10 protein-coding genes are annotated in these 9,812 nt (G+C 55.0%); 2 read left to right on the top strand and 8 right to left on the bottom strand.

Annotation, left to right across the window (positions count from 1 at the left end; translation table 11 throughout):
• Window positions 1-259: 259 nt before the first annotated feature.
• The 3 genes from SJH88_RS17065 to SJH88_RS17055 form a co-directional block, all read right to left on the bottom strand.
• Complete coding sequence (locus SJH88_RS17065) at window positions 260-1,444, bottom strand: serine hydrolase domain-containing protein (protein ID WP_274755175.1); 1,185 nt, start codon at window positions 1,442-1,444, stop codon at window positions 260-262.
• A 98-nt stretch (window positions 1,445-1,542) separates the two neighbouring features.
• A complete protein-coding gene (locus tag SJH88_RS17060; RefSeq protein ID WP_274755174.1) occupies window positions 1,543-2,349 on the bottom strand; it encodes an alpha/beta hydrolase in 807 nt (268 codons plus the stop codon).
• A gap of 112 nt (window positions 2,350-2,461) precedes the next feature.
• Complete coding sequence (locus SJH88_RS17055) at window positions 2,462-3,580, bottom strand: hypothetical protein (protein ID WP_274755173.1); 1,119 nt, start codon at window positions 3,578-3,580, stop codon at window positions 2,462-2,464.
• A 104-nt stretch (window positions 3,581-3,684) separates the two neighbouring features.
• Here SJH88_RS17055 and SJH88_RS17050 point away from each other — a divergent pair, with 104 nt between their 5' ends.
• Window positions 3,685-4,080: a helix-turn-helix domain-containing protein gene (locus SJH88_RS17050; protein ID WP_420921755.1), complete on the top strand. Its 396-nt coding sequence runs from the start codon at window positions 3,685-3,687 to the stop codon at window positions 4,078-4,080.
• A 5-nt stretch (window positions 4,081-4,085) separates the two neighbouring features.
• On the opposite strand, the gene SJH88_RS17045 is transcribed toward SJH88_RS17050, so the two are convergent.
• The 3 genes from SJH88_RS17045 to SJH88_RS17035 form a co-directional block, all read right to left on the bottom strand.
• On the bottom strand, window positions 4,086-4,817 hold the full coding sequence (locus SJH88_RS17045) for a hypothetical protein (RefSeq protein WP_274755171.1): 732 nt from the start codon (window positions 4,815-4,817) through the stop codon (window positions 4,086-4,088).
• A complete protein-coding gene (locus tag SJH88_RS17040) occupies window positions 4,817-5,188 on the bottom strand; it encodes a type I restriction endonuclease subunit M (protein ID WP_274755170.1) in 372 nt (123 codons plus the stop codon). Before SJH88_RS17040 ends, SJH88_RS17045 begins: the two co-directional genes overlap by 1 nt.
• Window positions 5,189-5,376: 188 nt before the next feature.
• Complete coding sequence (locus tag SJH88_RS17035; protein ID WP_274755169.1) at window positions 5,377-6,060, bottom strand: hypothetical protein; 684 nt, start codon at window positions 6,058-6,060, stop codon at window positions 5,377-5,379.
• A gap of 380 nt (window positions 6,061-6,440) precedes the next feature.
• On the opposite strand from SJH88_RS17035, the gene SJH88_RS17030 reads away from it, so the two are divergent.
• The gene (locus SJH88_RS17030) at window positions 6,441-7,433 is read left to right on the top strand and encodes a site-specific integrase (RefSeq protein ID WP_274755168.1); all 993 of its coding nucleotides are present in this window, start codon (window positions 6,441-6,443) and stop codon (window positions 7,431-7,433) included.
• Window positions 7,434-7,818: 385 nt separating this feature from the next.
• Here SJH88_RS17030 and SJH88_RS17025 read toward each other — a convergent pair whose 3' ends face one another.
• Window positions 7,819-8,259 carry a TIR domain-containing protein gene (locus SJH88_RS17025; protein ID WP_274755167.1) on the bottom strand — a complete coding sequence of 147 codons (441 nt, stop codon included), beginning with the start codon at window positions 8,257-8,259 and terminating at the stop codon, window positions 7,819-7,821.
• 9 nt (window positions 8,260-8,268) lie between these two features.
• Entirely contained in the window at window positions 8,269-9,747 is a 1,479-nt protein-coding gene (locus SJH88_RS17020) for an SIR2 family protein (RefSeq protein ID WP_274755176.1), read from the bottom strand.
• Window positions 9,748-9,812 lie beyond the last annotated feature (65 nt).

Below are 9,812 nucleotides of genomic sequence, written 5' to 3'. Positions count from 1 at the left end.
CGTGCTCACGCGACTGCCCACGCACAAGGCCAGCCGCATCGTCGAGCTCCTGCCACACCGCTGGAAACCCGCCGACGCCTGATCACCGGCCTCGGTAGGCCTGGGTTTGCCGGACGCTTACAACTAGACTTCAACAGCCAGAGGATGAACAACGGCACTGGCTCGTCTGCTGTCGGCGGTCCACTCAAGCAAACTAGCCAAGTGAGAGCGGAATGCTGGTCAAGGATGAGCAGCGTCGGCAACTAAGAGCAACGATTGTTTATTGCAACTGCCCCCAGTTCTTAGCCAGTACATAAGCATCGCCCAGCCAAGCTTCCTCGTTGGAAAAAACCAGCACCATGCGATCGTTACCCTTGTTCCAACCGATACGCTGACCACCCCAACCGACAGCCCATGCCGTGTTCGGCGCAATGTCGTTGTCGGTCCAAGTGAGGTAGCCGTAGCTGGCAAACAGCTTGCCGTTCTTGCGCGTGGCCGGTGTTGTGCCATTGGCGATTTGCTTGCTCATGGCTGTGCGCACGAAGTCACCAAAGCAGTCTTGCTGCTTGGATGATTCTTTGACCCACACCGCAAAGCGCATCCAGTCTTCAAGACGCAAGCGCATGCCGGAGTCTGCAAGACCGTTCTGCGCCCGATCTTGGACGTAGAGACCGGCATGCGCTGCACCCATAGGATTGAGGACTTGCTCCTGAATCCACTGGTTCCAAGGCGTGTTCGTAGCGCGGCTGACCATGATACCCAGCGTCAGGGGGTCGGTGGACTTGTATGCAAAGACTTCGCCTGGTTTGTATGTCGAGAACACACCACGGGCAGCTTGCGTCACTGGGTCTGATGAAACCAGGTCTTCCAAGTTCAGCAGGCCGACTCTCCAGTCTTGAACCTGCTCCTTGTTCCAAATGGTGCTGTCCGCATTGATCTGGGCCGTGCCGGACGACATGCGCAACAGATCATGGACTGTCGCTTCGCCCAGAGCCTTGCCCTGCAATTTTGGGATCACCTCGCTTGCTTTGGTTCGCAGGCTGAGCTTGCCAGCACAGATGGCCTGCCCAACCGCCATGGCTGTGACCGTCTTGCCCATAGAGAAGCCAAAGAACAAAGAATTGGAATCGGCCGGAGCTTTGAATTCGGTGTGCAGCACGTTGTCACCATCAAGCAGTGCAAACGCCTTGGCCGGGCGATTGGCCATCAGCGTGCGAGCTTCATTGATGACGGTTTGCTCAGCCGCTTTGGCTGATCTGACGTTCAACGCTTTAGGCTGCGGACTCGGGATGGTTTGATACCACCACTTTGGCCCTTTGGGCGTCAGTAGCCAATCGTCTGGTGCGGAAGCGCCGCCGTCACCTGCTACGGGGTTGTTTTGTGCATAACCGAACTGCACCGAGAAGGCCGACAGCAAGACCATTGCAGTGGCCGTCAGCGTGTGCACATACCGCTTTGTGTTCATGTTGTTCTCTCTTGTTGTTTTTTGTTTTGAACAGAGGCTTGACCACCGACACATCTGCTGAACCAGCAAAGATGAGCAATGTGGTCGCCTTGGTTTGTTTAATTCGCGGGATTCCTGATCCAGCCTGCGATCTGATCCACCGCTTCACGCTCCATGCCGATAAAGCCATGCCAGTGCTGGGCATCGCATTCATCACCAGTGGGGTCGGAGCCGCCATCCACCATCATCAGTTTCTTGACGGGCGCATTGCTCAGCCCCTTGAGAATCCAGGACGTTTCCACCGGCTGGCAGTGCCTGCAGGCATCCTTGGCATGGTGGTAGACCAGCACCGGCATTTGGATGGCTTTCAGGTCCTGGAGCGGCACAGCACCAGGGGTGGCATAGCGCACGATGCTGGAGGTCAGGACCAGGCCGGCGATGGCCGGGTCGGGTACCTTGATCGCCATGGCCGTGGCTGAGACCGTGCCTCGGCTGGTGCCAACGAGCCAGATAGGACGATCACTCTTTTGCTTGACGAACTCCAGTACTTTGGTGAGGTCCGTCATGTGATCGGCCGCGAGCCTGTCCGCAAAGTCCAGCTCTTTGCCATTGGGGCGGCCAAGGATCGCCACATTGAAACCATTGGCTGTGAAGTACGGCGCTGAGCGCACCAAAAAATTGCTGCTAGTGGCTTTGCCGTTTTCCACCCGCCCATAGCCGCCGCCACCACCGGGAAACAGCAGCACCGTGGCTTTGGCATCCGGAGTCGCTTCCCAAAACACCGTGGTGCTCACCCCTTCGCGAGTCGGAAGTTTGAATGTGGAGCCCTGGGCATGTACTGCAAATGTCGCAGCCATTAAAGCCGCACCTGCACAGAAGCTTCGCCAGAAGTGCTTGAAGGCTGGAGCAATAGGCTTGGAGATCATGTCTCCCTCTCTTTCTCTATTTTTCTGAAATCATGCCCACGGCAGCACTGACTGAGCAAGTCGGCACGGCACAAACGGGCATGATTGAGGCTTGAATGCCACTGCTGCGGATTTATGGGAGCTGCAACGGTCGCGTGTCTTGATTCAGACTCAAACTTTGCATCTTCGACATGCCCAGCTCAGACAGTCGCTCCCCTTGGCAGTGCAGGTCTGCAATGCGCTTGCCACTTTGCTCTACCAAGATGCCTTGCTCCGTGGTTGTCCGGCCATACACGACATAGCGGTAGTTGCCCTTGTCAAACGATACATAAGGCAGTGCCTGCTCAGTGGAGCCAGTGTGCGAGCCCTGTTTGAACGCGGTGCTTGCAGTCGCAGCATTCGCCGGGTAGACCATCTCTGGCGCTGCGTCCAGCGGGGCCAGTCGGTACGTCAGCTGACTACCGCTGCTGGCCATGCACAGCGATGCACGCTTTTTGCCGGTCGAGCAGGCAAACACCGGGGTCTCGTCGGCTGAACACAGCGTGGGCACTGCAGCCGTCTGGCCAGGTACAGGCTGCGCGGCTTGGATTTGCTCGTTGATCGTCGCTTGTGACTGCTGTGGTGCTGCAGCTGACGGCGCAGACTCCGAAGGTACTCCTTCGGTCTCGGCTTCCATCTCAGCCATGCTGGCAGATGGTGCGGCAGACATTTGAGCCTCGACTGACTTCTTTGCTGCTGCTTGTGCGCGCAGCATGCGGTCATAGCGATCCATGGCTATGTCATGGAAGTAGCCCATGAACGGCATGAAACCGCTCAGTGCAACTTGCAGTACACCTGTGTCTTCCGTTCGTTGCGCGGTGTACTCCACATTGCCACGGAGTTTGGTGCCCTCCAATACAGCACCTTGCCGTTCATAGATGGCCCGCATGTATTGCTCCATCTGCGGCTCGGCTTTCACAGCATCTTCCGGCAAGACGGTTGTCAGCTGTGCTGAGCACATAGCTTTTCCAGTGTCGGGATTGCTGGCGTCGGTGGTGATGTTCTCAAGGGTAACAGCGGTGTCCTTGACCGTGAACTGGACGCGCTTTTGGCGCTCCTCGCTCATGTCCTTGTGCTGCTTGTCAAACTGCTGCTGGTATATCTGTTTGACCAAGCTGACTGTCTCCGCATCCGCACAAGTTGGCGTCTTGCTGCCACATCCAGCAAGCACGGCTGCAGCTACGCATGCGCCACTCATTAGAGTTTTTCTCATTACTTCTCTCTCCTGTTTTATGTGTTTTATACGACTCAAATCTTAAAGCATTGTGTCGTATAAGACGTTGGCTCAAAAAGCACATTGGCAGACCCTCTGCGGACATGAGAGTCAAGGAGTCCGCCCCGTCGCAGCTGAGCGCCACGCCAGTGGTGAAGCTGCCCAATGCCGTCACACAGGCACTGGGGGCCAAGCTGCGCAGCTACCGCGAGCTGGCGCAAAAGTCGCAAGAACAACTGGCGCATGACGCGGAAGTGGAGCGCTCGCGTATCTCCAAGCTGGAGAACGGCCACATCAATCCATCGCTGCTCACGCTCGCTACGCTGTGCCATTGCTTAGGGATCACGCTGGCAGAGCTCTTTGATGGTGTGACCGCCACGCTGCCACCGGCATCACAAGGCGGTGAACTGCGCCGCCGCAACCAGGCGCATGCCGAAAAAATTCCTGCGCCGTCCAAAGTGGTCGATACAGCTCACCGCGCCAAACGATCCAAGGCATAGGCCAGTCACTGCAGCTTGCGCACGCGGACAGCTGCCAGCAGCCGCACCAACTCCGCAGACCACGACTCCGATTCGTAGTGCCAGAACACTGTCCATGGCTTGGCGTCATCAACAGGTAGATGCAGTTGCTTGGCGCGGCGACTGCCAAGACCCGTGGTCGGCAATCGCAGCCGTGCATTGAATGCTTGGAAGCTCGGTTCGCCACCGCCAGGGTCCAGCAACAAGATGCGCTGCGGTTGATGCTGTGATCCCGAGGCGACGCCTTCCACGCCGACTGCCAGCGCCCAATGCCTGGTACGTTGATGCTTGACCGATGCAAAAGCCAGCGCCACGAGCTCACCACGCATCAGCCAGTCCAATGCATGCCGATCTACATGCTCTGCGGCTCCGTACTTGGCCGTCAGCTTCAGTGGCAAAGCCAAGCTGTTGACCAGTTCTGCCCACTCTTTGGCGTAAATGCCAGCAAAGTACTTGGGGCCGAAGGCTTTCCAAACCGCAGCCGCCACTCCATGCTTGCGCTGGCTCATGTCGTGCATGGCAGAGGCCTTGGCCAGATCGAAGATCACCAAGATCATGGCCAGCACATGCGTGCCGCAAGCGCCATCGAGCATGGACTGCTGCATGAAGCAGCGCACCGGCTCTTGGCGCTGTTGCTGCACGGTCAGCACATGGCCGGTCTGCAATGCCGCATGCACGCGCTGGAAGCCGTAAGCGATTCCAGATACACGTGCCGCCATCAGTAGTCTTCCGGCAAGAGCAGCGTAGTCACGCTGCGATTGGCTTCGGTGATGATCCAGATCGTGGGCAAGCTGCTGCGCTTGTCTTGCGGCGTCTGCTGCAGTCTTTCGGCGTCCACCAGCCGGTAGACACTCATCACACGCATGCCCTGCTGGACCGACAGCTCATTGGTAGCTTTGTCTTCGACGCAGCAGTCGCCCCAGTCACCGTGCACATGGCGTGAGATCAATGCCAGCGCACTAAAGCCGGTTTGCTCCAGCAGCGCCAAAGCACCTGGTGTTGCGACCATCTGGCCCAGCGCAAAGCGTGGGGCATTGCTCATCAACGTCATGCGGCGAGCTGCTGTGGGTTGAGAAGAATTTGCTGACATGGAATTACTCCTTGGTTGAACGTCAGACGCAAGAACTCCACGCGCGAACCACCGACACCGCTGCCCCACATGGGCGAGCACTGTCCTCCGCATGCGTGGAAACGGATAAAAAAAGGACCGTCAAAGCGGTCCATGAAGAGATCAAGAATTCAAAGTGGCAGTGACTTCACACGACCAGTGCAGGCGTTCTACGGCAGGTGCTGCAGAGCATTTAGCAACGCGGCATCGGTCGCATAGTGTTGGCTCACAATCCGCACCACATCCGCAGACATGGGCAGCAGCGCCGCCAATGTGCAGCACAGCGATTGCGTGCCATCAGAGTCCTGCCAGCTTGGCAGCTCCAGCAAGCGCAGGGTGCCCAACCGGCCATTCAACGTGGCATTGACCGCAGCCAGATCGGTGGCCCACCATGCGGCCAGCAATGCGCGCTGCGAACGCTCTGGCAACTGCAGATACGGCCACGCGCCACCGCCGTAATTCAGATAAGCGCACAGCAGATGCAGTTGCTCAACAGCTGACAAATCCAGCTGCTTGCCCAGACGCTCCAAGTTGCAAGCCACCGGGGCCACATCCAACGGCAACGGTGGACACGGCAACGCCATCAAGCGCTCGAACACCACCGCAGGCTCCATCGGCTGATCCGGGGTCACGGAGCCAAGAAACGCAGGCACTTCAAAGAAGCACGGACTTTGCGCACGTCCCAGTGCTGGCCAGTACAGCATCTCCAGCTCACTCGACACATCAACCAGCTGCTCCGCACTGAGCATGTCGGCCAGAACCGGCAACAAGCGCTGCAGCAGCACGATGCGGTGGTGGCGGCGAAATGCCAAATTGCTCGGGTGATTCAACTCGGGAATCAGGCAGTGATTCATCGAATAATGCTCTGTGCACATAATAAAAATCAGCGATATTTACTGATACATAAATTCATCAGAAAATTTGATTAATTAATGCATGGTGTTATTATATACAAAAGACCAAAAAAATACTGTATTTTATTAATTTTGCAACATTGTCGAAAACTAAATGTCGCGAAGTTATAAATCCAAATGCGAGTCGCTGTGTAAATTACAAAAAAGCCAGTGCATCTGCACTGCAATCCAGTGTCTCAGCCACACCTCTACAAACGGCAAGGCACTCACTGAGTGCAACAACTTGCTGCGCCGGCACGTACTCGCCAAGCCCTTCAATCGCCTATCTGATTCTAGGTAGCGATAAATCGCAATTACCATTAAATAGAAAGATAACTCTCATGAGTAATCAACGTTCAGCCGCTTTGACGGAGGATAAATCGCGCCCTCAAAAAACAAAGCAGAACACTTTAAGGAAAAATAAATCAGACAAAAAATTTAACTGCAACACTGTTCAAGAATATATAGATGCCAGCCAATCCAGCTCCACAAAACGTGCTTATGCGTCTGATGTGCGGCATTTCTTGACACATGGCGGCAGCATTCCCTGCACACCAAAGCGATTGGCCAAATACTTGGCAGAGTCTGCGAATGCAGGGCTGGCAGTTGCCACGTTGACGCGCCGCGTCACGGCCATACACAAAGCACATCTGGAGCAAAAGCAGCGCTCCCCGGCTCGCAACGAGATCGTCAAACAAGTCATGCTAGGCATACGCCGCAAGCTGGGCACCAAACAGCGGCAAGCGAGGCCACTGATCAAGGAAGACCTGCTAGCCGCACTTGAGGTCATGGAACACCGTCAGATGCCGGTCAAAGCCGCACGTGATCAGGCCTTGCTGCTGGTGGGCTTTACTTCTGCAATGCGGCGCTCTGAACTGGTGAAGATTCGCATGGAGCACTTGCATCACTCAGCCAGCGGTATCGAGATTGAGCTACCGATCAGCAAAACAGATCAAGAGCGGCGCGGGCGCACAGTGTTCATTCCACGCGCGACTGGCACACACTGCCCTGTCACTGCCCTGCTTCATTGGCTGACTGTCGCTGGCATCCATGAAGGCTATGTTTTTAGGGCGGTAAATCGCCACGGCCACATTGCCAGCCAAGGACTTTCAGCGCAGTCTGTGGCACTCATTGTGAAAGCTGCCATGGCACAGGCTGGAATCGATGCCAAGCACGTCAGCGGCCACAGCTTGAGAGCTGGCTACTGCACCAGTGCCGCAGAACAAGGACTACAGTCGTGGCAGATACGTGAGCAGACGGGGCACAAGTCAGATGTGACGCTACTTAAGTACATCCGCAGAACCACACAGCGGGCGATACCAAGCCTGCTTTGATGCGCTGTCCATCTGGTGTGAAAAACCTGCTCGAACAAGGCAACGTCAGCTGTGCAAGTGTGAGCGGTCTGCAGCCCGACGGCAGGTTCGGAGGATCAGCGGAATAGCCCTGCCCCCCCTTCAGTGGCCGTTAATGCCAGCAAGCAATCGAACCGCAAGAGGCATTTACCGCTTGGCTTCAAGTACTAGCTTTTCAACTCAAACGAAACACACGGAGGGTACTCTTGCACTTACCCAGCCTGTGAACTCAATAGGGTGGTTCAGATCGCATGCGATGGAAGCCCACATATAACAGACTCCGCCGTCGAACTCCGTCAATCTATTGTTTCCAACCGACCAAAATGACGCGAGTCGCAGAAAGCTGCGACTCGAGCGCTAATGTCAACTACTTTCCGGCGGCTATAGCTGCAGCCTCTACCCACTTACCGAGGTTGTCCCTACCATTGCCGTTGTTCCACAGGTAGTGGTTGTATCCATTGACTCGTAGACTGCAGCACTCAGTGGTGTTTCCACCCAAATCCTTGATCTTGCTGATATCGATAGTCAGGATGCCATTTCCTCGACTAATACTCTGGTCAATCTCGTACTTGACCCATCGGCTCTTGTTTGTATTCGCGCCGATCAGCACGACCGTGACTGTCGTGCCTTCTAGCTGCTTATCAATCCATGCTTTGATGGCATTGTCGCCTTTGCGCTCGACCTCTTCGAAGTCAGCCTTATCGATAAACCCCGACTTGATTGCCCCCGTGATGACATTGCTATTCCGCACATTCATGGCACGCTGGACATCGTCATACTTGAAGCTGAAGAAGACTTTTCTTGCCATTTTCTATCCCTAAATGATTTTCAGAAGTTTCAACACGATTCCCATGGCAGAGTCTAAATCTGTTTTATCGTCGCCAAGAGCCTGCAGGAGCGGCATTATTTGACTGCCGTTATGGTGCTTGGTTGGATCAAAACCTGCTAACACCTCTTCCCAAATCTTACGTGTTATCGAACCAGTAATGCCGACAGGGATGACGAAGACACCCTTTTCACGAGCAATGTCGAATTCCTCGCGCATTCCGTTCGATTCGACAACGGTATCGCATTGCAATTTGTTCCCGAATAGGAAGATAGCGATGCCCGCGTGGTCAATCATCGTATGGCGATACTCTCGCCATAGTTCACTGAGCGGGCGAGTACCGGACTGAGTCTGAGGAAACGGTCGCAAAACCAACTGCTCGCTATCGAGGCGCCCACCGTTCATGATAGTTTGCTCAAGGACGCCCGTGATGACTGCGCTGCCCACGCCAAGACCAAACCCCGAGATGACCCGGAAGTCTGCCTTGCTGATTTCGCGGCTCAAGTTGTACACAAACTTCTCAGCCTCGGTCTGTGTCCACGGCGAGTAATCATGCGCAGCTCCCGAAATAAAAATCGTACGCCGCTTGTGCTTGTCCTCGATTGCTTTAAGGATAGCTGTTATCTCAGCGTACTCGTCAACGTAGGTCGTCTTGATACCGACACGCAGCAGCTCTCCTTCGAACAGCTTTTGTTTTCGCTGCCTATACTCAAAGTCGGCCACACTTTCGCCAGCTTCTTGGCTTACACGCCTTAAGATGCAATGATGCTGTCGCTGGTCCTTTCCATACTGAATACGGACACGGCTCAGGATGTATTCAAGATTCGGGTCAGTGAAACTGAACCCCAAGAACAGGAAGGTCTTTGATACCAAGTCGCCGCTCAATGCAGTAATGAACGGTTGCATTGCAACGTGGTATCGCTCGTAGTCATCGCGGATCAGCACAGCTTCCGATGCGTGATCGGCATCACCGTGCATTTTGTAGACAATCGCATCTCGGTGGCGACGCGTCGTCGCCAATTGTTTGACCGTGTACTTGACGTCAGGAATTTTTCCGTTTGACTCAAGAGAAGATTCGATCAGCTTGTCGTAATTTGTGGTCCAGAACGTATAAATCGGCAGCCTAGCAAGAATGCGGTGATTCTCCGTAGGAGCGAGACCCGTAGAGAATTCTGTCACTAGAAGCTGATTGAGCTTTGCTCGATTTGCGTGATTGACGTTAGTGTGGTACTGCGCCAACCCGACAAGATCCCATTCTTTTTCCACATCAAGATCGAGATCGTCTGCAATCGGTCTTAGCAAATTTTTCCAATCAACGTATCCTGCCCCGCGCGAAAAACCCGCTCCTGCGAATATTGCGAGGTTCCCTTCTTCAAGCTCTTTGGAAAGAGCCTCTACGAGTTTTATTTGGTCTCTATGTGTCGGGTCCCGGACGATTGGCTGCTTAAAAACAAGCGTCCGTTGCTGCATGGCCGAGAGGTACTGCAAGCAGTTCTGGCAACATGGCAATCCCGTGCCAAGGAGTTGCCATGCTG

Source organism: Comamonas sp. GCA5, assembly GCF_036541385.1.
GTDB classification, from domain to species: domain Bacteria; phylum Pseudomonadota; class Gammaproteobacteria; order Burkholderiales; family Burkholderiaceae_C; genus Comamonas; species Comamonas aquatica.
Note: the sequence above shows the minus strand (reverse complement) of the source record. Positions and strands in the feature narration are given on the sequence as shown.